We start from the raw sequence: 23542 nt of genomic DNA, 5'->3' as shown, positions 1-23542 counted from the left end.
CATCCGCTCCCCCTCCTGCTTGACCTTGACACTTTCGCCCCCCGCTTCGATGATGAACGCGTGATCTGCTGACGTTGTCAGCGACATGCCCCCATGCAGCTCGGATCCGAAATGCTGCAGCACAGCCCACCGTGTTGATCCAACCCAAGACCGCATAGCTTCTGGTAGCGCGGTCGGTCGGCCTCGGTCGATAGAAGCTCCCTTCCGCAACCCAGCGGGGAATCCACTTCCCCGCCAGGGCCAGTGTTTTCTCCGCACCCTCAACCTGCAGGAGAAACACCATGTCCAAGCAATCCACCAGCTTCGAAATCGGCTTTGCCCTCGGCAGTGTTGTGCGTGAGTTCCGCAGAGCGCTCAGTCGCCCTCCGGTCGTAGTGCAAGCACAAGCGCCGGTTGCGTTGAGCGTCCAGCGCATCAATCCTGCCTTCCTGGCCGGCCCGACCGCTGGCGAGCTAGAACACATCAGCGACATCCCAGCCATCGTCCGGCTGAAGAATGTCAACCTGAATGACTGGTATCTAGCCAATACGCGCGAGGTGCAAAAGCCCAAGCGCGCACGCAAACCCAAGATGGCCAAGGCGACCGCCAAAGCTGAAACGCCAGTCAGGAAGGAGCTCAAGATGGGTTCCCTCGACCATTTGATTGCACCCAACTCCGAAAGCGAAATGGGGAGGCCCCCTCTCCAGTTAGAGTCCCTGAACGATCATGAGATTGCTCTTTTGCCAGCACCTCCTGGTGGCGCAGTCTCTTGGGAACTCCATCGGCGTACTCAGGAGCAATACCACCAACGCTGGCAGGACTACTTGTCCACCATGACGGATGAACAAGTAGCTGCTCTCGGCCGCTAATAGCCACTGCTACCCCCCAACCCTGCCGGGAACCATCCCGCAGGGTGGTTTTCCGGCATTTTTCGAGGAAAACCATGAAATCGAAACGTTCTGCATTCGCAGACGATCTCCGAAAAATCGGTACCACTGCCGTTGCGGCGAGCCTGGTGGGCATCTTCCTCAGCGAGCACCGCTTGCTGACGGCATATGCTTTCGTTATGGGTATGGTAATCTGGCTCATAGGTATCGCTCTCACCGAGGAGGAGGAGTGAAATGTCCCAGACCGAGTTCGGCATGATCATCATGACCAGCCTGGTGGTTATCTGCTCCGGCATAGCCCTCTGGTTCAGTTGGCCTCAGGTCAAGACCTGGTGCCAAAAACATCGGATTCTTCCCCGTCATCATTGACCATGAAAGCGCCCAATACTGGGCGCTTTTTTCATTTCAAGGGTATTGACATTCATTTTTCCCCTGCCCATCCTTTACCCCGTGAGCTGCTGACGTTGTCGGCAACCCTCCCCAGTAGTCATGATCTGAAAGACTACGACACGGACTTCCGTGTAGATCGAACCCAAGATCGCACCAGCTTCCGGTAGCGCGATCAATCAGCCCACAGGTTGATGGAAGCCCTCTCCCTCTGCTTTACCTCCCAATACCGACCCATGCGGGGAATACTTTTCCCTGACGGGCAAGGTGTTTCTCCGCTTTCGCTTACGAAACTGGAGAACCATCATGAGCAACAACACCCAAGCCCAAGAAGCCAAGTATTTCGACCTGCACACCACCGGTATCGGCTACCTCAATCGCATCCGCGAGGTACCGATCCGCCGAGGTGAACCATTCCTCGCCGTAACCGTCGCAGCCCTCCATGGCGCGGCAGACAGCGTGGAATACTCCTACATCGACTGCAAAGTGGTCGGCGCCCAGGCTGAAAAGCTTGTCCGCCGTTGCAAGGACGCAGTCGAGGCCAAGAAGAAGGTTCTGATTTCCTTCCGTATCGGCGATATCTGGGCGGATCCCTTCATCCACCAGAAAGGCGAGAAACAAGGCAAGCCCGACGCAAGCCTCAAGGGGCGGCTACTCTTCATCTCCTGGATCAAAGTGGATGGCACCACCGTCTACGATGCGAAGGAAGAAGCTGAAAAAGCCCAGCAAGGCCAAGGCGAACCTCAAGGTGAGCCCGCAGCCCCCGCTGAGCACGCTGAACCAGCCGCTGCTTGAGCACGGCTTGATCGAATACCGGCCCTCATCCCGAGGGCCTTTCACTACCTACGCTATGCGCCACTCTTCATCGCATACCCATCCGGGGGGCACCATCTCCCCCAGGGCGTGGTGTTCTCCATTATCTGGAGATCATCATGAGCAATATCCAAATCGTAGATCTGCCCGCCCTGCCGGAAGTTGAGGAGGTTTGCCTCACCGACGTCGAGGACGAGCTGCTGCTCAGCAGGCATTTCTGCAACTTCGCCTGGCTGTTCCTGGCCAGCAACAATGCCCAGGTATCTGCCCTGGCCTAACCGCCAAACATTTCCCATTTAGGGGACCTCAGTCCCCTTGGGACTGGTGTTTCCTACCGAAAGGAGAATCACCATGCAATACGGAAAGCTGGCACTCGCCCATCTTCGTCTCGAACTGCCGCTGCAGGTTCTTATGTCCAATGCCGGCTTTTATATCGGCACCCTTGATGAAGAAGGACCAGCTTCGCGCGAATCGGTTGAATACTACCCATCCCGCGAACTTGCCCAACAGGCATTAGACAACGGCACTTGGACGCAACTGGAATATTAAGCTTTACCCTTTTGCCCATGTGCATCTTCTAATTCAACCCAGACGGGGTCATCACCCCTGCTGGGAGGTGACCTCTCCGATTTGATTACGAATTGGAACTCACCGTGAACACATATCCAGAAAGGCTCCCAGCTCTACTCAACATCGGAGTACATGCTGCACAAAGCAAGTTCGAGTACATTCTGTGCAAAGGCTTGGTTGATGAGTTTGGCGATGCAGGACTCAGTATCGAGCTCTATGTAATTCAAGATGCAATCGAAGCTTTGGCGCAGGCCGACTGTGAGCATGGTTGCGACTCGAGCACATCACCGGTACTTCAATACTATGGCCTGGTAGAGCGATACCAGAAGGCTCGGCGTAAAGAAGAACACCTATCGCGTTAACTACAACAACTCGACATCACCTGGGCGCTTCGGCGCCCCTTACTCACCTGGAGGTCCATAGCCTCCAAGGGCATGGGCTTCCCGGCAACCGGAGATACCCCATGACTCAACTCAATCCGTTTATTCGCGGCTATGAGAGTTTCCGCATCGAGCGAAACCTGCAGATCACTGACGAAGGCGACAATCTACCGTGCTACCGCGCACTGCATGAAACCCAGCAGCACCTCCCAGACGAATATTTTCAGTGCGAGCTGTGCTACTTCAATGGCGATTTCGCCGTGGTAACCCAAGACTTAGACGATGAAAGAGTTGAAAAATGCCCTCACCAAGGAATAGTGAGAAACGTACTTTACAGCATCTACGGTGAGCAGGACGGCAGAAAAAAGCTTATCGGAGATCAATACTCACTGACCGAAGCCGAGAGTGTCGTTCGATACCTTTCGTTCGGCGGCGGTTATAACCGCTGCTGGGAGATCAGAAAAACACATCTACCCATCAGAGCGTGGAATAGCCTCTACGAAAGGTTCTCGACCAAGATGCCAATCCGCTTGCCCTCGGTGTTGGTATCGCTCTTCTGGTGTAACGAGCACGGTGCCGTGGGCTTTCGCTTGCACAACACTCCTTGGACGGATGAGTGTCTGGAGATCCTGGAGATGACCGCAGCCGCTCTTCGACAAGAACAGCTTGCCTTCGGCCTCGACGAACACCTGGTCGATCTGCTTCACCTCGCGGGACAAGCAGACATTCGGCTCCTGGTACTTGATCCATTCGCGCCCACGCTCAAGGGCCTGCCGCTTTATGACGATTGAGCAATCCGGCTGGCGGGAAATCCCGCCAGCCCCCGAATTCGAATTGGCTCGCTGTCGTTGACAGCGCCTCCCAAGGAGCCAGGGTTTAAGGCTCCGGCGCGCAAGCGCTAACCCACCCAAGACCGCTACAGCACTCGGCAGCGCGGTCGCATCACGCAAGTGATGGAGTGCATCCTACCCACCCACGCGGGGACCTCATCCCCGCGGGAGAGGCCTGCGTATTCGGAGACCTCTCATGACCTCTCTCAACAACCACTCCAGCGCAGGTCACACTGCTGCGTACCTCAAACTCCCGATCGTTCTCACCAACGCGGCCTGGCTGCGCCTGGTCTATCTCGCCAACCCTGCCAGGGTCGACGAGATGGGCACCCGGCTGGCCAGTGTCGTTCAAACCGCCTGGCAGGAGCTTTCGCTCCAGCCGACCGCGAAGCACATCCAATTCCACCTGTACCACAAGGAGGAAGAGGGGCAGGACCGCGCGCTCGCGCTGCTGGTTCTCTCGATAGTCGAGCCGTCCGATGAGCCTTCCTACCTGCGCATCGAGCTGCAGGAAGAAAGCCTCCCGGGCGACCCGGATACCGAGTAGTTCTCCCCTCACCACGATCCCGCTTCGGCGGGATCATCCTTTTCGCAGGTCACGCCATGATCAACATACCCGGCCAGTTGGCCATTCGAACCATCAATGGTCGCAATGGCGAGTTCAACGTGGGAAAGCTCTCGACCTCGATCGGGGAGTTCGTCATCAAGGACGCTCTCCTGGACCAGCACATCGAAGGCAAGTACCGCGGTGATTTCGCCATCACCGAGATCCGTCCCTCGTACTACACCACCGGCGGCCGGCTGGTCGTCGAGATCCGCGCCAAGCTCGACAGCATGACGCTGGACGACGTGGACAACCTCAGCGACGAGGAGGCAGAGCGTCTCTCTGGCAATGAGGTGGATCCGCTCGACAAAGTGCCCGCGATCCAGCAACCCACTGCCGCACCGGCGGCCCCCCCGAAGTCGCCCCCGAAACCGAAGCCTCTCCGCCCCGCTGCAACCGGGGACGACGCGCCTTTCGGTATGGACCCTCCGGCTTCTGCAAAGCAGGCCGCCCCTCTGGACACAGACGCAGATGCAGAACTGTTCGGGACGGTCTGGCCGCTAGGCGAAATCGTCAAGCTGGACACCACGGTCGACCGCAAGCGACTACGACAACAGTGCGTGCGACTCGGCGCGCTGGGCTATGAGCTCGACTTCAAACAACAGGTGTGGACCCGCAAGGAGGCCGCATGAAATCGATCTACAACACCCCAGGCTTCAGCGAGGAGTTGTTGCTGGTTTGCGCCTCGCTGCGCGAGGTCGGACTGGACAATCTGGCTGACCAGTTCCGCGCGGCAGTGTTCGACCGATCCGTCGTCGACCAGGCCATCATCGCACTGCGTGAGCGGGTGAAGACCCCTTCGCCGGAGCATGCGGCCGACAACGAGCCCTGGTTGTACTGCGACTGGCAGGCCAGGCAAACAGCTTACCGGCTCCTCCAGCGCCTTGAGCGCGCAACACGCTGAAGCAAGACCCTACCCACCCCTGCCGGGATCTCCCGTCAGGGAGACCTGGCCAACCACAGGAGCACACCTATGGGATGGCTTTTCTCACAACAGACGAAGGAAGACCTGCTGCGTGAGCTGCTGGCCCCAACCAGTACCTTCGCAGGCAGCACCGAGGTGCTGGCACACGCAGTCTCCGGCAATGAACTTTGGACTGTCGTAAAACGAACCTTTCACCTTGCCGGATTCTATTTCGGCAAGCCGGCCGGTCACTCGATCACCATGATCGAGCTGCACTTGCTGGACTGCTTGGCCGGGCAATGGGGCTACAAGACCATTCCGGAAAGCGCCGGCCCGTTCTACTACGGCTGTCCGCTGGAGTTCCTGGACCTGGCTCACGATGAGATCAACCAGGAATGGCGTGAACGCCTGACGCACGAACACCAAGCCTGACCGCACCAACCACTTCCCTTGAGGGGCTCCCTCAAGGGCGCTCCTCGTCTACCACCAGGAGCACACCATGAACCCATTGTTCACCAACCTCACCCAGGAAACCCTCGCCTACCTCGAGGACCAACTGTCCAACAACGACGTCGCCGGCGATGACGAGCTCATCGACCTGTTCATCGAGGAGCTGTCGCTGACCTTGGAGCAGGCCGAAGCGGCTGTCGCGCTACGCGATCAGTACCTCTGCCAGGTCTTCCTGATCGGCCAAGGGCCGCTGCACCAAGCCGATGGGCTCAGCTTCGACCCTCACACCAAGAGCGTTCGGTAGCCACCACGCTCCCCTGCACCAGTTGGACTACACCCCGAGGGGCTTCACCGCCCCTTGAGGGCGGCGTGGCTCCTCCTTCCAGGAGGTTCCTATGCCCAGTCCCACCCCGCTCTACCAGATCGAAGAGTGCCCAGACCTGTACGTCGACGCCTGCGTGTGCGACGAGCAGCGCAACCTGGTCTTTCTTTCGGCCTGGGGCCGCGACACCGTGACACAAGAGTTCCTGGCCAGGCTGACGCTGGGCCGGGAAGAAAATGGCATCGACCATTTCCACATCATCGTGGACGGCCGCCGCTTACCTGTCTTCCCAAACCAGGATCTCCTGGAGAAACGCACCACCCGCCAGTTCCGCGGCACGTTGTTCGGCAGCCTGCTCAATCTTTGGCTGTTCGATCGGCGCGCCTCGGCGCCCGACCGAGGCAATCACCTCGCCTTCGCACTCCTGCAGCGCGATGAGGATCCACACCAGAGGCTCTGGCCGCTGGTGATGGAAACCTGTCCGCTCCCCCTCCTGCAGCACTGGCGCGAGCCGGTGATGGAGGTCCTCACCCAGCACCAGATGTTGACGGCCCTACCCGGGACGATCGGCAACGTCTGCGCCTGGCGACTCGCCCTGCGGGTCGACGTGCTCGAGCCCACCCTCGGTGAGCTGATCCGCGAAAGCATTCTTACCACCGATGCTCAGGCGCAAGCCTGAGCCATCCCTCTCAGACTCAAGGAGGCCCCATGGCCCTCATGTTCCCGCGCTTGGCGCGCAACTTTGCACGCAACGGCTACTTCCCTACCGATGAGGTCACCCTCGAACGCGCTCTGCAGGCCCTCACTCCTGCCCCGTCGGGCAGGATGAGGATCTGTGACCCCTGCGCCGGTGAGGGTGTTGCCCTGGCTGAGGCAGCACACACCCTCGGCCGCGATCAGGTCCAAGCCCTCGCTGTCGAGTACGACCGCGAGCGCGCCGACCATGCCCGAGGACTGCTTGACCGAGTGCTGCACAGTGACCTTTTCGACACCATGATCAGCAGGCAGTCGTTCGGACTGCTCTGGCTCAACCCGCCTTATGGCGACCTGGTGGCGGACCACTCCGGTGCGTCGCAGTACCAGGGCAGCGGCCGCCGGCGTCTGGAGAAAGCGTTCTACCAGCGCTGCCTGCCGTTGCTGCAGTACGGCGGCGTCATGGTTCTGATTGTTCCTCACTACGTCTTGGACGATGAGCTGACTGGCTGGTTGAGCAACCACTTCACCGGCCTGCGCATCTACGCAGCCGCGGATCCTACCTTCAAGCAGGTGGTGATCTTTGGCATCCGGGTCCGTCGGCAGGACCTGGCCCGGGCGGACGCCAATCAGGTGAGGTCTCACCTGCAGGCGATCGGCGCGGGCCAGGAAAAGGCCGAGGAAATTCCAGCGGCTTGGCCGTGGGAACCCTACGTGGTTCTGCCGGCCACCAGCGAGCTGGAGCACTTCTACCGAGTAACCCTGGAGCCGGAGCAGTTCGCCGGTGAAATCCAGCGGCTGCGAGGTCTCTGGCCTGACTTCAACCTGCACTTCGCGCAAGCGGGGCTGCAGCCGCGCCCACCAGTCCGCGAGCTGTCTCGCTGGCACCTGGCCCTTGCCCTGGCCGCCGGCGCGATATCTGGCGTCGTGCGATCGAAGTCGGGCCGGATCCTGGTCGTGAAGGGTGACACCTACAAGGACAAGGTCCGCAAGACCGAATTCACCGAGGACGACGACGGCAACATCACCGAGGTGAGGATCCTCACCGACCGTTTCATCCCGATCATCCGGGCATGGGAAATGACACCCTCCTCGGTCAACCAGGGCCGCGTGCTGACCATCAGCTCCTCGGCCGCGACCACGGAAGAAGCTGAAGAGCCCCAACCTGAGCCGGCCTCTGCACCGCTGCTGTTCAGCCCTGGCCAGGTCGTGATGACCGCAGCCGTGAGCCACCTGGTGGAAACCGGTCAACTCAACCCAGCGCCTTTGCTGAAACGCCATCTGGCGGGAGACTGGGGGACGCTGGACCAGGAAGACTGGAACACCAACCAGAGAGCCCTGAAGTTCGGCGATCGGCTGCTGTCGTCCTACGACATCGACGCCGGCGACGAATCCAGGCTCTGGATCATCACTGAGGCAGACCGCAGCTCAACCACGCTTTTGCTCCCTAGCGATTACTGACCTCGCCCCCGCGGCGATTCCTTCCACTCCACCCTGCAGGGTATGCCGATACCCGAAGGGGACCGTGCACGCCCTGCTCCGTTCTTCACCTGCAGGAGATGCACATGAACGCTCTGACCCAACCGGCCGCCCTGGCCGCCTCCCCCCTGAACATCAACCTGACCGACTTCATCGACGAGTTCGGCGACGAGCTCCTGGAGTCGCTCAATCGCTCCAACCCCCCGGTCTATACCGGCTCCGACAACGCTCACCGCCAGTTGGTGATGGACCGACTCAAGCGCAAGCCCTTCGCGGCCCAGGCCGAGGTCGTCCAGGCCATCACCGCCCTGCTGCTGGACCGTAACGAGCAGGCCGGAATCATCAACGCCGAGATGGGCACCGGGAAAACCATGATGGCCATCGCTGTCGCAGCGGTCATGCACGCCGCTGGCTATCGCCGGACCCTGGTCGTCTCTCCGCCGCACCTGGTCTACAAGTGGCGCCGCGAGATCCTGGAGACCATCCCAGCCGCCCGCGTCTGGGTACTCAATGGCCCAGATACTCTACTCAAGCTGCTCAAGCTGCGAGATCAGGTGGGCGACGCCTACGACGGGCGCCAGGAGTTCTTCATCCTCGGCCGCGTGCGGATGCGGATGGGCTTCCACTGGCGGCTCGCCTGCTGGAAGAAACGCGCCGCCGGCGGCCAACTGCTCGCTGCGTGCCCGGATTGCGGACAGGTCCTCGAGGACCTGGAAGGCAACCTGGTCACGGTGGAGGAGTTCGAGCGTGGTGACCGTCGACGTACCTGTTCCTCCTGCCGTGGGGCGCTCTGGACGCTGATCCGACCAGGCAAGCCCGACGGCGGCAACCGGCGCGCAACGATTCTCAAGTCGATGTGCCGGATACCAACCATCGGCCCGGTCAGGGCGGAGCGCCTGCTGAACGACTTCGGCGAGGACTTCCTGGCCACGATGTTGGTGGACAACGTCTCGGAGTTCATCAACCTGATGGACGCCAAGGGCAACTTCGTCTTCAGCGATCGGCAGGCCAAACGCATGGAGCGATCGATGGCAAACATCGAGTTCGGCTTCGGTGAAGGCGGCTACCAACCGACCGAGTTCATCAAGCGCTACCTACCTGATGGCTACTTCGACCTGCTGGTGGTGGACGAGGGACATGAGTACAAGAACAGCGGCTCGGCCCAGGGCCAGGCCATGGGCGTTCTCGCAGCCAAGGCACGGAAAACCGTGCTGCTGACCGGAACGCTCATGGGCGGCTACGCCGACGATCTGTTCTATCTCCTGTTCCGCATCCTCACCCAGCGCATGATCGAGGACGGCTATCGGCCCAACGCGCGCGGCAGCATGGCTCCTGCAGCCATGTCGTTCATGCGCGACCACGGTGTGCTCAAGGATATCTACACCGAGCGCGACGGTGATTCGCACAAGACAGCGCGGGGCAAGAAGCTCTCGGTACGCACGGTGAAGGCTCCCGGCTTCGGCCCGAAGGGCATCCACCGCTTCGTATTGCCGTTCACCGTGTTCCTGAAGCTCAAGGATATCGGTGGCAACGTACTGCCCGACTACCAGGAGGAGTTCGTCGACGTGCCCATGGCGCCTGAGCAGGCTTCGGCCTATCAGCGCCTGGCGGCCACGCTGACAGCGGAGCTCCGCCAGGCTCTGGCGCGACGAGATACCACGCTCCTGGGCGTGGTCCTCAACGTGCTGCTGGCTTGGCCGGACTGCTGTTTCCGACCGGAGATCGTCAAGCATCCGCGAAGCCGGGACACCCTGGCCTTCGTGCCAGCGATCTTCGGCGACGAGCAGCTGATGCCCAAGGAGCAGGCGCTGGTGGAGCTCTGCCTCGAGGAGAAAGCGAAAGGCCGCAAGGTTCTGGCATATACCGTCTACAGCGGGACGCGCGACACCACGTCCAGGCTGAAGAAAGTGCTCGAGCAATCCGGGCTGAAGGTGGCAGTGCTACGTGCTTCGGTCGATACCGCTCGACGCGAGGATTGGATCCTCGACCAGGTCGATCGCGGCATCGATGTGCTGATCACCAACCCGGAGCTGGTGAAGACCGGGCTGGACTTGCTCGACTTCCCGACCATCGCGTTCCTGCAAACGGGCTACAACGTGTACACCTTGCAGCAGGCCGCGCGGCGGTCGTGGCGGATCGGGCAGAAGCACCCGGTGCGGGGGGGGTTCTTCGGCTACAGCAGCTCGCAGATCACCTGCTTGCAGCTGATGGCCAAGAAGATCGCTGTGGCTCAGAGCACGTCGGGAGACGTTCCCGAGTCAGGTCTCGACTCATTGAACCAGGATGGGGACTCGGTGGAGATGGCGTTGGCACGACAACTTATTGCAGCATGAACTCACAGGCCACCTTCGGGTGGCCTTTGTTTTATTTTTTGCTGTAAGTTCTGAAGTCAGCTAGTGGTGATTAGCGCCGATCAAGCTAGGTATCTTCGTCATCAGTGGCCACGAGTATCTCTAACAACTCTATTAATCTCGTCTGTAAAACCTGGGACTAGCTGATCAAGCATGTAGCCCGGCATGAGAGCTAAAATCTCTCCCACATGCTTCCCATTCGGACCATAATCAATATAGATGCCGGTGAGAATTACTATTACTGTGATCACCGACAACCACAAATTGTCGGCCGGCCTTGCATAAAGCTCTTTAACCTTTAGCCACCACGTTGACAACAAGCTTATGGCAAAACAGAAGGCCAGGAAACTTAACGCCACAGACAGCAGACTTCCTTCCATAAACATTGTTGCTCCTTTTGTAAACAGGAGCGTTACAACCAAACCGACGACTGCTGTAGTCAGGAGAATGGGGACAACTCGTGAGTACCGATAGTTATTCCATGCTACAGAAAATAACCTCATGAATTTTTTCTCCATCTGGCGATTTTCTTTTGAATGCAACCGCTATAACGGCTCTCCGTCAGGATTAGACGGGAGATCAAGATCGATCCTGAGAGCGCTCACGGCGAGACTTGGGATCAGCTTAGCATCATGTACGGCGTGCTGTTCATAAAAAATGTCGAGTTATCGCACCTCCCATAGTTCGTCCAACCGCGTGGTATAGCTCCGGCTCATCAGTTCGCGCCGCATGCCCCACTCTGGCGCCGCGGGCACACCGCCTGGCCGAACAGTGCCTCTTCCCCAGCGTGCATTGATGGCATCCATTACCGCCATTGCCTTGGTCGCGCGCTCCGGTTGTACCTCAGCGAATAGGTCACCAGTGAACTCACCTGGCTGACGGAGATCAAGCAGCAGCACCTCAGCTTTGCTGAAGGCGAAGCCTGGGCGATAGAGGAGTTCCAGTCCCTCGCACGCCGCCTTGGTGATGAGCCGTGTGTCATCGGTCGGATACGGCAGCTCCATACTGACGCCCTTGGCGAACTTGGGCTCGTCTGGATTGAACATGCCAGTACGGATACTGACCTGGACCCGTTTGCACACGGAGCCCTGGGCACGCAGCTTCTCGCAGGCCCGAGCAGCATAGGTGGCCACCGCCTCGCGGATCGGCGGGAGGTCATGCAGCCGCTTGCCGAACATCCGGCTGCAGCAGATCTCCTGTTTCGGCGGAGCAGCATCCTCGAGCTCCAGGCAGGGAGTGCCGCGCAGCTCTCGCGCCGTCTTCTCGATGACGACGTTGAATTTCGTTCTCAAGGTCCAGGCGTCGGCCTGTGCAAGATCCCAGGCCGTGCGGATGCCCATCGTGCTTAGGTGCTCGGTCATCCGTCGGCCGATGCCCCATACATCGCCAACCTCGCAGGCCTGCAGCAATCGATCACGGCGCGCCGGATCTCGAATATCCAACACGCCCCCAGTCTGAGTTTGCCATTTCTTCGCGCCGTGGTTGGCCAGCTTCGCAAGCGTCTTCGAAGTGCCGATACCCACGCCTACGGGGATGCCAGTGCAGCGCAGTACCCGAGCGCGCATCTCGCGCCCAACGCGCACCAGGTCACCAGGGACCCCAGTCAGGTCAGCGAAACATTCGTCGATGCTGTACACCTCGACGGCGGGCGCCATCTCCTCAAGGAGAGTCATTACCCGCTGGCTCATGTCGCCGTACAGCGCGTAGTTGCTGGAGAACGCGCGAATACCCAGGCGCTGAAGCTTGTTCCGTATCTTGAAGTAGGGCTCTCCCATGGCGACATGCGGCTTGGCATCCGCGCTGCGCGCGATGACACAGCCGTCGTTCGATCTGAATGAAGCTAACTGTTAATTGATCATAACTAATTGATTTATAAATACTTTATTCAGCTAACATTTTTCCAAAATTTTCTAGTTCGCAGAGTTCCCCGCTGACTATTTTCTGAGCAATTTGTGCTAGCTCAGGTAGTCGAGAAAGCAGACCTCACCCATGCGCAGGCGTCGCCACCCCTCTAGCGCCAAGACAACAGCACCATTAGAACACTGTATCGATATACAGAATATCGTCCGCAGCTATGCTCACCTAAGACCCGCTCCGTAACTAAGGCGGCCAGCCAAAAGGTCGCTCCGCCCATCCCGCAAGCTTGCCAGGCATGACGCCATGAATAACGAGACGCCCGAAGAATCCGCCATCGACGTCAACTGCCTCAGACCCATTTGGCTCGATTTCATGCCGAACATCCACAAGCGGTACACGCTGTACTACGACGAGACGAACAACATCCGTCGCCTGGTGCTCACTGACACCGGGCTGAATCACGATGCTCTGGATTGTTTCGTCCTAGGCGGCATCGCCTTGGAGCCCGGAGCGGTAATTCCTGAGATGGAGGCGCTCAGGGCACGGTTGCGGATTCAGCCGTCGGCGCCGGAGATGAAGCTCAAGCACCTCGTACAAGGGGATTACGCAGCTTGCCTCGAGTCACGAAAGGTTGAGCAATTCCTTTCCTGGCTCCTAGAGGCGCAGGTTTACATCCACTACTCCAACTTCAGCGTCCTGAACTGGTCCATCGTCGATCTGATTGATTCGCTCATTGTCTCCGAGCGCTTTCGGTATCTGAGAGAGGCGCACGATGAACTGAAAAACGAACTGCACGCGCTCGTTCGGCTCGACCCACTTGGCTATCTCCGCCTGCTCAAAACATTCAACTACCCCAATGTGGCCGTCGAACGGATAACGGAGTTCGTGAGAGCGGTTCATGCTTTTTTGTTTCGCAATGGGTTTGTATTCAGAAACTTCGCCACGATGGCGCTGTGCGACTTGCTAGAGGACGCTGCACACGACGCCACCCTCGACTTTTTGGTCGGCAATGATTCAGACGTCTTGGTGTCCAGCTTCGAATCAGTCTTCCTTAATCGGCTGGCCACGTTCACGCACGCCATTCACGTGTTCGACGAAGAGCCTCAGATCCGCGCGAGCTTGGAGCGTCGGCGGATTGTCTGCGGTGACCAAGCCATCAAGTACTTTTTTGTCAATTCGAGGGACACGCCTGCCATACAGGTATCGGACGTTCTATGCGGCATTCTGGGCAAGCATTTCAGTTGTATGGAAAAGTTCAGCATCGAACAGCTGGAAAATTGGAATACGAGACTTTCAGACCAGCAGCGCCGCAATGTCGCCTTGCTGGCCAAGTTAATCGATAAGTCGGACGAAGAATGTCGTGCCTTGATCTTCAACCAGGCGCCTAACGACAGCAAAGCCAAGAGCCTGTGGTTCCTACATGGAATCGAATACCCGGAGGACTACCGGAACTGTTGAGTGTCGGGCCTACAGTACTGCGAAGCAAATGCTTGGAAAGCGTGAGCTAAGATCAGCTCTCGTGGTTATTTCACTAGGTCCCCATAAGACCGTTGTGTCCTGAGAGGTCTTTTACACTGGCACTTGTAGATAGATGAGGGCAGAGATTGACCCAGCCAGTGAGAAATAATAGAACGCGTCCATCAGCTGCTTCCCTCAAGAGGCGGCTATCGCCCCGTAGCGGTTGGTCAAAAGTCGCAGCCCATTTGATGAAGGAGAGCGGCATGGGATGGTTTGCAAAATTGAGAAGCTCGCTGCTGGGAAGAAAGGACATGGTGCACCAACCAGCCTTGTCGATTGAGCCAGCTGAGGTATCCTCAGCACCATCCGTTGTGCCTACTGCCCCTGTCTGTGGCAGAGCCCCAGCTAAATGCGCGACCATCGACGAGCACTTCTTTCGGCTTGGAGACTACTCTGGTCCCCATGCACGCTCTCATAGCGGCCGATGGGTGTTGTCCTGGCTGGATGCAGAGCCCTCTGGGCGCCTCGGTGGGCACCGTGAAAGTGGAAATGGATCCTACCTACTATATGATGCTGAAGCTGGGCAGGTGGTAGTCCGTGGCGAGATGGCTAGGCCAAACGGTGGGCATGTGGCCGACAGTGGGCATTTCAGCCTTGAAGACTGGCACTTCGGCTCCACGCTATCTGGCACTTTCAGCGTGTTCGACTCAAGCGGCCAGATGATTTTCGCCAAGGATGTGACGGCCAACATCATGCTGAGCGAGATCTCTCCAAACGGCCTATTTGCTCTCTTCCAGACGGCAAATAGCTATACCGAAGACGGTTGCAAGATGTTCCTCATCGATGTCCGCCAAGGGAAGCTTCTTTTCTCGGTAGAGCCACTCGCCGGATGGCCTGAGCGCTATGAGATTGAGGAGGAAACTGGCGAAGTTATTGCCCATCTCCAAGATCTTGGCTCATTCCGATACAGCCGGCAGGGAGACTTCGTCGATGCGGAGAAGCTGGTCAAGGCCAAGCTTGAATCACCCCGCTACGAGTTTGCCATCCCCGCAGCAGAGCAAATTCTGAAGTCATCAGATTTGACTCCCGGGCTGGCCAGGGAGGCTTTGACTATCGTTATTCGGGCGAGAAATCACGGCGCGGATCGGGTTGATGCGTGGAAAGCCAAGTCCTTGAAGCTTCAGGGACTTGCATACGAAGCGCTTGGCGATTTTCGAGCAGCGGTCGATGCCTTCGATGAAGCATTGGCCTTGGACCCCAAGATTGGGGTGAAGCGAAAACGCGACTCCCTGCTCAAAAAGCTCGGCTAAGTGTGCGTGGCTACGAAGCCAGATCATGGTGATTCATGCGTGCCGAATGGATCAGTTACCAATCTAAAAACTACGCACCGTGACACTTCTTGAATTTCAGCCCCGATCCACACGGGCACCGCTCATTCCGTGCCACCACCCCCATCGTTTGCCTATCCGCCACACGCCTAGCTTCGCTGATAATGTCGGCCATTAAGACAGTTTGACGCTCGACCTCCAGCCTCTGATCCTCCTCCAGCCCCTCTAGATAAGGTTCCAAGCGCTTTATTTCGGAGATTGCCCCCCGGTGATCACCATACCAAGCCAGAATCACCGCATACTGACTTCTGACTTGAACCATCCTGCCGATAAGGCCTGCTTGGGCAACGACTGGCAGAACATGCTGCTCCATGACTTCTTTGGCGCCCTCGAAATCCTTGAAGCCCACAAACACATCCGCTAAATCCTGGCCCACACGGACGACTGACTCGTAGCCCTCAACCATTTGAAAGAATTTCATGGCGTGGATTCGTTGAAAAGGCGCAGGTAGCCCCTGATCCTCGCGGGCCTTGGCATACACCTCTAGAGCATCGGCAAGATGCTTGATGTGCTCATGGACATCAGGTGGTCGCTTGATTACCTTCCAGAGGACATCTGGGTTCTTGCCCATGACTTCCTTAGGCGTCAGCCCCAGAATTTCGAAGTATTCATCAGCTACTTTCTTGCACAGTGCTTCAGCTTGCTTGTGGCGCTTCAACTTCCATAGAGCGACCGCGTGGTTGTAATCAAATACCCGTTGGTGATCAGCGTCAGGAATTTTTGGCGTGGCGTACGCCACTGCCTGCCTCACCTCGTCCTCACTGCCTTGGTCTGAGGCAAACAGTATTTTTCTCATCGCCCATGCGATCTGCTCGCGGAACTCAAATCCATGTTCATTGAGGAGCTGCTCCATCGCGAGTAAGGGATCAGCCACCTCATCGAAGCGCCCTTCTCGCATATAGGAAAACACAAGCCCATCAAGCGCCCAGAAAGCCTGGTGGGGATTCAGATCACCAGCCTCAAGCGCACGCTTCAAGCTTGATGTGATATCCACGGATATCCCCATCTCGTAGAATAGTTCCTCGCCTGCCAGCCCAATGAGCGTCATTAGGTCGTTGAGCCTGATGAATACCCGCGTAAGAAGAGAAAACCGCGAAGTATCACGGTTTTTCTCCAGGCTCTCGATCAGCAGCTCCTTCAATGTCACCAAGGCAGTAGTGACCACGGGCTCGCCCATGAGCTCCAAGTGGCGTAGGCCTAGAGCACGGACGGCATCATGGACTTTGAGTGTTTTGACACCAAACACCTCAACCGTCCCTGTGGCCTGGATTTTCTTGATGGCCGCAGCTGCGCCGCCTTGTGACAGCTTGAGCGAAGCCGATAGCAGACGTACGACTTCCTCATGCGTGAGCCCTATATCAGCAAGGCTGACGACAGCTAAGGCGTTCTGGGCAACCTGGTCATAACCACCGTAAACGCGAGCCAGGATGACCTCTTGAGCCGTTTCCACGACGTTCGCTTGCTGGCCGAGATCGGCGCAGAGCGTCTCGATGTCTCCACCGTATTCCGACAGGGCAACCGTAATGGCGCTATCGACGTATAGCGGCAGCCCGCCTGAATAAATCCGGAGCTGTTCGAATGCCTGAGCACTACCGAACGCGCCGGCAGCACTAGCCACCCGAGCCACGGTATCGAGATCCCACCCGAGCAGCGTCTCACGCCGTAACGTCAAGACCGCTTCGAGCTCCCGGACATTCTGATGAGGCTGACATAGAAGAATGAAACGGATGTGGCGAGTCGCATTCAGAAGATCTCGCAGGTTTGCGACGGGAATGCGATGGGCATTGTCGATAACGACGACCAATGGAGCCTCAGCTCGCTCCATGAATCGATCGAACGCCCGAATCGCCTCGTAGCCGCTAGCACCAGGCAGGAGAATTTGCCGGATGCCTTCCGGGTCTTTCTTGGAATACTTTGAGGCAAGCTCCCGCACGAGTGAGCTTGCAATAGCGGGCCCAGGTAGGTCACCTACATCGTAGTAGGCACATGGTTCAGGGCTATGCAGTGCAGCATGGGCGGCCCATGTGGTTTTCCCTGCGCCAGACAATCCACAAATGATGCGAACCCGTTCCTCCGACGTGAGTGTGGGCTCGTTCTGTTGTGGCCTGTATGAGGCGGGCGGCGTGGGAAAGTCTTGCAGTTGAACGATCAACTGCTCAAAAAGGCCCGGCAACTCATAAGTGCGGAACACGTGCCTAGAGTTGCCGTTACCGGCAGTTGACGCCAACATCACCAGTCCCGCCATTTTCCAGGTGAGGGCGGAAGGCGACAGGAGTGAGAAATTCAGTTTTTCAGCCTGTGCCACGCACCATTGCGCCGCCTCCTCCACACTCGCCCACGCAGGCGGAAGATAATCTGGGCGTGAGGCTTTTGACTCAGGATGAAGGTAGATCAAGTCCGAGGAAGTTCTGTTCTCGTCTACCTCGGTCTGAAGCGTTTCCCCCAGCGGCTGATTAGCAACGACCACGAACTGAGGTTTCCCAGCACGCCGCCCTGGCCTATGCTCCTGCCGGATCAGCTCGAAGCGTTCCAATGCGCCTGCGGCGTCGCCAGGCATAAGGGGGCGGGAGCGGGTCTTAACTTGAACGTAGACCCGACCGGAATCAGTGCTGAGCTCCACGTCTTCATCCAGCTCGACCAGTACCTCGTTTACGCCAGAGGACTGAGCCAGGAAGAGGCAACCCACAGCGTACAGATGCTGATAGAGAAATCCCTTATGTACAGACTCGATCCGTCTAAGTTGGGCAGCATCTAGCACAGCATCGTGATGTTTCTCGTCATTCGATTGCATGGGGTGTCCATTCCAGGATTCGGCAGAAAATCTTCGTAGAGCTGCTGATCAGAGCGCTGCAAGGTTAGTGAAACGCCCCGGCTTTCTTAGATGCTTTAAGCGTCTGATCATGGCCGATCTCTACCCTTCGCGTCTGGCAGAGAACGGCTAATAGCAGCCGTTAGCAAAGGGACGGTTCTTGACGCAGAGCCACCTCTCATAAGCGCTAGCAGCTGAATCTGTGGCCACCTTAATCAGGGGTCCTTTCGGACTGAAGCGAAGTGCCCCCCGAGGTGTTCTCTAAGTTTTCTCCAGTCCGAGGCTGCGAGCTCCTTGACTTGTCGATACCCCAAACTGCCTTCGCCACCTCTTCGATTTTGGCAACGAATTTGTCCACGTTTAGACCCGCAATGAACGCCAGTGCAAAGAAGCCTATCTCACTTGCGCCGGTGTTTGCGCTGGACTCAAGGACGAGCAGGCCTGCCTTAAGGAACAGGTAGCTCACTGCCCCGGCTATGGTGCTGGTAATAGGACGAATGAAATACCAGACGTGCCAGTCAGGATCCCAGCGCTTGTAGACGCACTTGTTGAGGTAGATCGCTCGAAAGCAATACAGCGCTCCCCCTATATAGGCGATAGCGCCGCACATGAGAGGCACGCGCAGTGGCGCATAAGGCGCTGGTAACCAGCCTAAACCCATAGCCCCCAGTGAGTAGATCGCAAAGATCAGTAATCCCAGGAGGTAGATAATGATCAGGAAGATCATCCCTTCACGCTTAGCTGGGGTCTTCGTTTGCGATCCGCTATCAGACATTGGTCTGTTACTCCGTTGCAGGCAAATGCTCTTCGATACGAAGCATGACGATCTGTTGGTTCTCATCAACAGGATCGCCTGGGTTCAGGTTCAGGTTTAGGCGCCGGCTAAGGTAATAGAGCTGCGGTTTGCGCGCTCGGATCTTGGCTTCCCCATTTTCCATCTGGTAGTCATGCTCGATCACACGGCGCTTATTTGGCGGATAGGTAGGATTCGGGCCAATCACAACGTCGATGAAGGTCTCCCAATCTGTATCTTCCGGTACCGGTGATGGGGGGGGAAGAGAGGTCTCGACTGAGGCAATTCGACCCAGAACGAAATCCTTGAAGATCTCTGATTTGAAGCAGAAGGCGCGGATGTGCCACCGGAAGCCATCGTGTGCGAATGATGCAGGGTAAATGGTACGCAGCGTTGGCTCGTCGAAATGAGTCATCGAGCGATAGTCGACGGTGAGTGCCTCACCCTTCTGAAGCGCTCTGATCAAGCTGATAAGAATTTGTACGTCAACCTGGCGGGTAGGCGAAGGCAGGCTTGCGATAGGTGGTGCCCAGCCGATGAAGCTCTCGCTGGCGGCAACGGTACCATTCTCCCGCCACAGCAGTTCGTTGAGATAGTGGCTGCTGTCGGAGCTAGTCAGGATGGGCGCAAATGCTGGGGCCGCCACGTAAGCCTTTTGTGTCCGGTCATAGACCATGTTAACCGGGGCTAGCTCTTGGTAGGCCGCCAAGTCCAGCGATGCCTGGGGAACAGATATTCGGAAGAACGACGTCAGATCAGAGCGATTGAGCCGCCCCTCCCAAAACAGTCTGAAATCGATGAACTCTAGACGACGGTCCTGCCCCCAGCGCCCAGTTCGGGATGTTGGATTAGTCATAAGTTTTCAGCCTGACGGAGATGAGCATAAAAAATATTCGCATAAAATATAGACGGGCAGCCTTTCTATACGTATCTTAGCTGACGTGAAGGTTTTCTCAAGCTCGCTTTGCGACCCGGGGAGGGACTTATGGCGGCGAAGATCACATTTTTCCAAGTCGGCAATGGTGACATGACCCTGGTGCGGCTCGCTGACACGCGCGTCACGACCATCCTGATCGATTGTAATATCCGCGTAGCGGCCGATGATCCGAACGATGACACCCCAGACGTTGCGACTGCACTGCGCAAACGGGTGCTGAAAGATCACAATTTGCGTCCGTATGTGGATGCTTTTCTCCTTAGCCATCCAGACCAGGATCACTGCCGTGGGCTGGCCAAGCATTTCTGGCTCGGCGATCCCGCTGACTATCCGGACGACAATCTGGACCAGGACGACAAGCGCATCCTGATCCGTGAGCTCTGGTCGTCGCCGCTGATCTTCCGCCGCCGCTCGTCTAACCACACGCTGTGTGACGACGCGGCAGCTTTCGACAAGGAGGCACGCCGGCGAGTCGAGTATTGGCGCACCTATCGCAGCGCAGGTAGCGGCAACCGCATCCTCATCATGGGCGAGGATGCCAAGGGCAAAACGGATGACCTTGGCTCCATCGTCATCAAGTCTGGAGAAAAATTCAGCTGCATTGATGGCCAGGACTATCCCTTGTTTTTCAAGGCGCACCTCCTGGCTCCTGCGCCACACGATGATGATGCCGCTCTCGAAGAGCAACTGAGCAAGAACGAGTCCAGTGTTGTCATGAACATGGAGATATCTGCGTCGGCGTACTCCAGTACTAAAACTCGGTTTCTGGTAGGCGGCGACGCGGCAGTGCTCATTTGGGAACGCATGTGGGAGCACTTCAAGGAGTCTCCTGAGCCCCTGGAGTACGATTTGTTGCTCGCACCGCACCACTGCTCATGGCGCACCCTGTCTTTTGACAGCTGGTCTGAGAAGCGCGAAAAAGCCCAGCTTAATGAGGGGGCGCGCAATGCCCTTGGCCAGGCTCGCAGTGGGGCAACCATTGTCGCGAGCAGCAAAGCGATTCTCGACGATGACATTGATCCGCCGAACATTCGTGCTAAGCGGGAATACAAAGACATCTTGGATGGGGTGGATGGCTGGTTTGGCTGCACCGGAGATCTCAAGGACGAGGCCGCTCTAGAATTCACCGTGGAATCTGATGGGAAGGTCAAGCGGGCCGCGGTAGCTGCTGCATTGGCTGGCGCCACGACTAGCTCGGTGGCGGCAGCCGCAGCTCCGCGGGCCGGTAGCGGAAAATGATTGAGTACTTCGCACCCGGCGAAGTGCTAGAAACGTCTCGGGAGAGTGAGCTATACCCCGAGACGGATGCACTGCTGAGAGCTTGCCGTGCAAGTCCCTACGTTGAGGTTCGCGAGCTGCGCTGTGAGACGTCGGGAATGTCTCGCACGGAGTACATCGTCATCGATGCGGGAGATGGGTCCGTTGACGCGGGGAATCCTGGTGGAATTCGTCGCCAGGAACGCCTTGCGATAGGTATCAATCCTCAGTACCGCGTGCCGATACTCGTTCATGCGTTACGTAAGGATTTTCCGCCGCTTTCACATCAGCATCCGAGAGCACCAGGGCATCCGCGAACACTATGTTTGTTTGATCACGACTGGTCAGCGGTTCAGATGAATTGGACCCCCGAGCGTTTTATCGCCCGGATGTTCTGGTGGCTCCGTGAGTCAGCGCAGCTGAAACTGCACCGAGATGATCAGCCGTTGGAGCAACTTTTCTATATGAGTCCCTTCCAGCTGATCCTACCTTCCAACTTCGCCGATTACTCGGCCGCTGGCGGGAAATCGCTGACTATTGGGAGAGTCGGTGGAAGTCAGTCCACCATCCTGCGTGCCGTGCCTTCAACGCAGGGATCTCAATCCAAACCTTTGCGAGTGGTCTCCATCGCTGTTCCGCCGGTAGACTCGACAACCGTAGTCGAATTGCCAGAAACGCTAGGTGCCTTACAGGATCAATTGGAGACATGGGGTAGTGATCTTTCAGGGCCCCTTTACGAAAGCGTGTTTGAAGCCATCCCTGAAGGAGTTTCACCTGTAGGGGGGAATGGAGAAGGGATCCTGATTCTCTTGTGGGTTCCTCGTACCAGGCAGGGTGAGCCAGAACGGATTGACGTCCTGGGGTTCATGATGACGTCTTCTCTGTATGAACTTGCAGAAGCTTTCGACATGCTCGGCCTCTCTGAAGCAAACGGACTTCGCAGGCGCATAGCGCTAGTGGGCGGCCAGAGGGGAACTGCGTGGCGGTCTCTGGCGCCAATGCCTGTCGAGGTGCGTTCGGCGCTCACGGCCAATCTGGCGAGAGATTTGTCGGCAGTGGTAGCTGAAGGTGCCCAATTCGATGGCGTGTTAGCGGGTGTAGGTGCCCTTGGCAGCGCGTTGGCGGATCTGTGGGTTCGGCAACAATGGGGACATTGGACATTTGTAGATCCCGATCAGCTGATGCCCCATAACCTCAGCCGCCACGTAGCATCTGACTGGGGTATCGGCCTAGCTAAAGCTGATGTCATGCGAGACATCTCATCTTGGATCTACCCCAATGAACCACCGCCGGTTTCCATCGCAAAAAGCATCTTGTCGCAAGACGAGGATGTGCTTAAAACACTGTCACAAGCCCAACTGGCCGTGGACGTCACAACTACCCTCCAGGCACCCCGAGGATTAGCTCGCACGGACACTGCTCCGCGTACCGCGAGCCTCTTTATGACGCCGTCGGGGCTGTCTAGCGTGATGATTCTCGAGGATGAGGCTCGACTGCAGCGCCTAGACGGGCTCGAGGGCCAGTATTACCGAGCCATCCTGGGTAGTGAGTGGGGGCGTGAGCACCTAGCTAACCACCTGGGCGATCGGTGGGTGGGTGGCGGCTGTCGAGACATTTCGGTGCGCATTTCCAATGAGTGCATCCACATCCACGCAGGCATTCTTTCTCGCCAGCTGCGTCAGGCAGTAGCAAAGCCTGACGCGCGCCTGTGCGTATGGACATATGACGAGCAGACTGGGGCGATAGGCTCCCATGAGATTCCGCTGTCCAACGTTCACACCAGCTACTCGAATGGCTGGACCATCAAATATGATTTGGCGCTCGTCGAGAAGCTCAAGCAAGCTCGCCTCGCTGCTCTTCCTAATGAAACCGGTGGCTCTATTGTAGGAGTTATCGACTTGAAGGCCAGGACCATCGTCATTGTCGATGTGCTGCCCACACCACCCGACAGCCAGTGCAGCCCCAGCCACTTCATTAGAGGAGAGGAGGGGCAGCAGGATGCGCTCGATGAGGCGCGACGTAGAACCGCACGAGTGGTGGACTATCTAGGTGAGTGGCATTCACATCCGGATGGAGTTCCAGCACGGCCAAGCCAAGATGACGAAAACCTACTAAACACGATTCAACGCAAGATGAGCGTTGAGGGATTGCCAGCAGTAATGGTCATTGTCGCCAGAAACGAAATGTCCTTCATTGTTCGCTACGAGGAAGAGGCATAAATGATCTATGAGGTCGACTTTTTGCCTGTGGGTGAAGGCTCCGGCGACGCAATCGTAATCCGCTACGGTGACGACGTTAACGGTTATTACCTCCATGTAGTCGATGGGGGGCGCGCTTCGACGGCTGAAACCATTATCACGCTGTAGTGGTCAACCCATCCCGGACAGTGGGTTG

At 57.6% G+C, this 23542-nt stretch carries 24 protein-coding genes and 1 pseudogene; 20 read left to right on the top strand and 5 right to left on the bottom strand.

Translation table 11 applies throughout. The annotated features are described in order from the left end of the window. Positions 1–281: 281 nt before the first annotated feature. The 15 genes from HMPREF2716_RS03005 (at position 282) to HMPREF2716_RS02950 (ending at position 10631) form a co-directional block, all read left to right on the top strand. Positions 282–848, top strand: coding sequence for a hypothetical protein (locus HMPREF2716_RS03005; protein ID WP_070621805.1), 567 nt, complete (start codon positions 282–284; stop codon positions 846–848). 74 nt (positions 849–922) lie between these two features. Then, complete coding sequence (locus HMPREF2716_RS29590) at positions 923–1099, top strand: hypothetical protein (protein ID WP_003149538.1); 177 nt, start codon at positions 923–925, stop codon at positions 1097–1099. A 1-nt stretch (position 1100) separates the two neighbouring features. Further along, on the top strand, positions 1101–1235 hold the full coding sequence (locus HMPREF2716_RS29755) for a hypothetical protein (RefSeq protein WP_003099783.1): 135 nt from the start codon (positions 1101–1103) through the stop codon (positions 1233–1235). Between the two features lie 324 nt (positions 1236–1559). Then, positions 1560–2048 carry an STY4534 family ICE replication protein gene (locus HMPREF2716_RS03000; protein ID WP_070621804.1) on the top strand — a complete coding sequence of 163 codons (489 nt, stop codon included), beginning with the start codon at positions 1560–1562 and terminating at the stop codon, positions 2046–2048. 137 nt (positions 2049–2185) lie between these two features. Then, the gene (locus tag HMPREF2716_RS29585) at positions 2186–2344 is read left to right on the top strand and encodes a hypothetical protein (RefSeq protein WP_023086520.1); all 159 of its coding nucleotides are present in this window, start codon (positions 2186–2188) and stop codon (positions 2342–2344) included. Positions 2345–2417: 73 nt separating this feature from the next. Continuing rightward, positions 2418–2615 carry a hypothetical protein gene (locus tag HMPREF2716_RS02995; RefSeq protein ID WP_070621803.1) on the top strand — a complete coding sequence of 66 codons (198 nt, stop codon included), beginning with the start codon at positions 2418–2420 and terminating at the stop codon, positions 2613–2615. A 484-nt stretch (positions 2616–3099) separates the two neighbouring features. Continuing rightward, on the top strand, positions 3100–3807 hold the full coding sequence (locus HMPREF2716_RS02990) for a DUF5983 family protein (protein WP_023119725.1): 708 nt from the start codon (positions 3100–3102) through the stop codon (positions 3805–3807). A gap of 235 nt (positions 3808–4042) precedes the next feature. Next, positions 4043–4393 (top strand): hypothetical protein, encoded by a 351-nt coding sequence (locus HMPREF2716_RS02985; protein WP_023084750.1) that lies wholly within the window; start codon positions 4043–4045, stop codon positions 4391–4393. A gap of 56 nt (positions 4394–4449) precedes the next feature. Beyond that, positions 4450–5082, top strand: coding sequence for a DUF3275 family protein (locus HMPREF2716_RS02980; protein ID WP_070621802.1), 633 nt, complete (start codon positions 4450–4452; stop codon positions 5080–5082). Beyond that, the gene (locus HMPREF2716_RS02975; RefSeq protein ID WP_003117060.1) at positions 5079–5354 is read left to right on the top strand and encodes a hypothetical protein; all 276 of its coding nucleotides are present in this window, start codon (positions 5079–5081) and stop codon (positions 5352–5354) included. The genes HMPREF2716_RS02980 and HMPREF2716_RS02975 overlap by 4 nt, the downstream gene beginning before the upstream one ends. 69 nt (positions 5355–5423) lie before the next feature. Further along, the gene (locus HMPREF2716_RS02970; protein WP_070621801.1) at positions 5424–5786 is read left to right on the top strand and encodes a hypothetical protein; all 363 of its coding nucleotides are present in this window, start codon (positions 5424–5426) and stop codon (positions 5784–5786) included. Between the two features lie 67 nt (positions 5787–5853). Beyond that, positions 5854–6108: a hypothetical protein gene (locus tag HMPREF2716_RS02965; protein WP_003141455.1), complete on the top strand. Its 255-nt coding sequence runs from the start codon at positions 5854–5856 to the stop codon at positions 6106–6108. Positions 6109–6199: 91 nt separating this feature from the next. After that, positions 6200–6805 carry a hypothetical protein gene (locus HMPREF2716_RS02960; RefSeq protein ID WP_003125296.1) on the top strand — a complete coding sequence of 202 codons (606 nt, stop codon included), beginning with the start codon at positions 6200–6202 and terminating at the stop codon, positions 6803–6805. A gap of 29 nt (positions 6806–6834) precedes the next feature. Continuing rightward, on the top strand, positions 6835–8280 hold the full coding sequence (locus HMPREF2716_RS02955) for a DUF6094 domain-containing protein (protein ID WP_058198076.1): 1446 nt from the start codon (positions 6835–6837) through the stop codon (positions 8278–8280). 104 nt (positions 8281–8384) lie between these two features. Continuing rightward, positions 8385–10631: an SNF2-related protein gene (locus tag HMPREF2716_RS02950; RefSeq protein WP_141762302.1), complete on the top strand. Its 2247-nt coding sequence runs from the start codon at positions 8385–8387 to the stop codon at positions 10629–10631. Between the two features lie 101 nt (positions 10632–10732). Here the strand turns inward: HMPREF2716_RS02950 and HMPREF2716_RS02945 are convergent, their stop codons facing one another. Together HMPREF2716_RS02945 and umuC are read right to left on the bottom strand one after the other, a co-directional pair. After that, complete coding sequence (locus HMPREF2716_RS02945) at positions 10733–11167, bottom strand: hypothetical protein (protein WP_170956807.1); 435 nt, start codon at positions 11165–11167, stop codon at positions 10733–10735. Between the two features lie 147 nt (positions 11168–11314). Beyond that, positions 11315–12478, bottom strand: a pseudogene (gene umuC, locus HMPREF2716_RS02940) (translesion error-prone DNA polymerase V subunit UmuC); the annotation flags it as partial. Between the two features lie 331 nt (positions 12479–12809). On the opposite strand from umuC, the gene HMPREF2716_RS02935 reads away from it, so the two are divergent. Both HMPREF2716_RS02935 and HMPREF2716_RS02930 read left to right on the top strand, forming a co-directional pair. Continuing rightward, positions 12810–13964 (top strand): DUF3800 domain-containing protein, encoded by a 1155-nt coding sequence (locus tag HMPREF2716_RS02935; RefSeq protein WP_058198041.1) that lies wholly within the window; start codon positions 12810–12812, stop codon positions 13962–13964. 629 nt (positions 13965–14593) lie between these two features. Next, positions 14594–15274, top strand: coding sequence for a tetratricopeptide repeat protein (locus HMPREF2716_RS02930; RefSeq protein WP_058198042.1), 681 nt, complete (start codon positions 14594–14596; stop codon positions 15272–15274). 70 nt (positions 15275–15344) lie between these two features. Here HMPREF2716_RS02930 and HMPREF2716_RS02925 read toward each other — a convergent pair whose 3' ends face one another. The 3 genes from HMPREF2716_RS02925 to HMPREF2716_RS02915 all read right to left on the bottom strand — a co-directional run bounded on the left by HMPREF2716_RS02925 (position 15345) and on the right by HMPREF2716_RS02915 (position 19810). After that, on the bottom strand, positions 15345–18143 hold the full coding sequence (locus tag HMPREF2716_RS02925) for an SEC-C metal-binding domain-containing protein (protein WP_058198043.1): 2799 nt from the start codon (positions 18141–18143) through the stop codon (positions 15345–15347). Between the two features lie 229 nt (positions 18144–18372). Then, positions 18373–18888, bottom strand: a complete 516-nt coding sequence (locus HMPREF2716_RS02920) for a hypothetical protein (protein ID WP_235536317.1) — start codon at positions 18886–18888, stop codon at positions 18373–18375. A gap of 55 nt (positions 18889–18943) precedes the next feature. After that, the gene (locus HMPREF2716_RS02915; RefSeq protein WP_058198045.1) at positions 18944–19810 is read right to left on the bottom strand and encodes a BrxR family helix-turn-helix transcriptional regulator; all 867 of its coding nucleotides are present in this window, start codon (positions 19808–19810) and stop codon (positions 18944–18946) included. Positions 19811–19939: 129 nt separating this feature from the next. Between HMPREF2716_RS02915 and HMPREF2716_RS02910 the strand changes: the two genes are divergently transcribed. From HMPREF2716_RS02910 to HMPREF2716_RS29580, 3 genes are read left to right on the top strand one after another with little or no spacing between them, the layout of a single operon-like run. Further along, positions 19940–21130 (top strand): ComEC/Rec2 family competence protein, encoded by a 1191-nt coding sequence (locus tag HMPREF2716_RS02910; protein ID WP_058198046.1) that lies wholly within the window; start codon positions 19940–19942, stop codon positions 21128–21130. Continuing rightward, on the top strand, positions 21127–23367 hold the full coding sequence (locus tag HMPREF2716_RS02905) for a Mov34/MPN/PAD-1 family protein (RefSeq protein ID WP_058198047.1): 2241 nt from the start codon (positions 21127–21129) through the stop codon (positions 23365–23367). Before HMPREF2716_RS02910 ends, HMPREF2716_RS02905 begins: the two co-directional genes overlap by 4 nt. Then, positions 23368–23514, top strand: a complete 147-nt coding sequence (locus HMPREF2716_RS29580) for a hypothetical protein (protein WP_161935239.1) — start codon at positions 23368–23370, stop codon at positions 23512–23514. The last annotated feature ends 28 nt before the right edge of the window (positions 23515–23542 follow it).

Origin of the sequence: Pseudomonas sp. HMSC076A11, from assembly GCF_001810205.1 — a bacterium.
GTDB lineage: Bacteria > Pseudomonadota > Gammaproteobacteria > Pseudomonadales > Pseudomonadaceae > Pseudomonas > Pseudomonas aeruginosa.
Note: the sequence above shows the minus strand (reverse complement) of the source record. Positions and strands in the feature narration are given on the sequence as shown.